At 52.4% G+C, this 797-nt stretch carries 1 protein-coding gene; it reads right to left on the bottom strand.

Annotation, left to right across the window (positions count from 1 at the left end; genetic code table 11):
• The coding region (locus JWG39_RS16045) for a VCBS domain-containing protein (RefSeq protein WP_205220443.1) at positions 1-797 on the bottom strand (797 nt) is incomplete at both ends.

The following is a 797-nucleotide window of genomic DNA, read 5'->3' as shown; positions in this document are numbered from 1 at the left end:
GCTCCGGTAATGGTAATTGTTACATCCTGCGTATCGGTTCCGCCGTTTTGATCATCGACGGTTATCGTAAATACAGCCGTAACAGTCTCACCTTCAGCAAGGAAGTCCAGCTCGCCTTCAGTGATTGTATAATCCCAGGTAACGCTGCCATCGTTGGTGTTCGTACCGACGTTTGCAATGGTGAACGCCGCTTCAATCGCAGCCTGTTGGGTTCCGTTCAGGGTGAGTGGTGTCGAACCGTCGGCCAGTACCGCATCCACAGTACTGGTCACTTCTGTTGCCAACGGAAGATCCGTCAGATCCACATCAGTGAAGGTGATCGAACCGGTATCACTCAACGTCGTCCCTTCAATAATATCGCCAGCCACGTCAACTACTGCGATCACCGGCGCATCGGTTGCTCCGGTAATGGTAATTGTTACATCCTGCGTATCGGTTCCGCCGTTTTGATCATCGACGGTTATCGTAAATACAGCCGTAACAGTCTCACCTTCAGCAAGGAAGTCCAGCTCGCCTTCAGTGATTGTATAATCCCAGGTAACGCTGCCATCGTTGGTGTTCGTACCGACGTTTGCAATGGTGAACGCCGCTTCAATCGCAGCCTGTTGGGTTCCGTTCAGGGTGAGTGGTGTCGAACCGTCGGCCAGTACCGCATCCACAGTACTGGTCACTTCTGTTGCCAACGGAAGATCCGTCAGATCCACATCAGTGAAGGTGATCGAACCGGTATCACTCAACGTCGTCCCTTCAATAATATCGCCAGCCACGTCAACTACTGCGATCACCGGCGCATCGGT

Origin of the sequence: Desulforhopalus vacuolatus (assembly GCF_016918505.1) — a bacterium.
Taxonomy (GTDB): Bacteria; Desulfobacterota; Desulfobulbia; order Desulfobulbales; family Desulfocapsaceae; genus Desulforhopalus; species Desulforhopalus vacuolatus.
The sequence above is the reverse complement of the archived record's forward strand: the minus strand, read 5'-3'. Positions and strand labels throughout refer to the sequence as shown.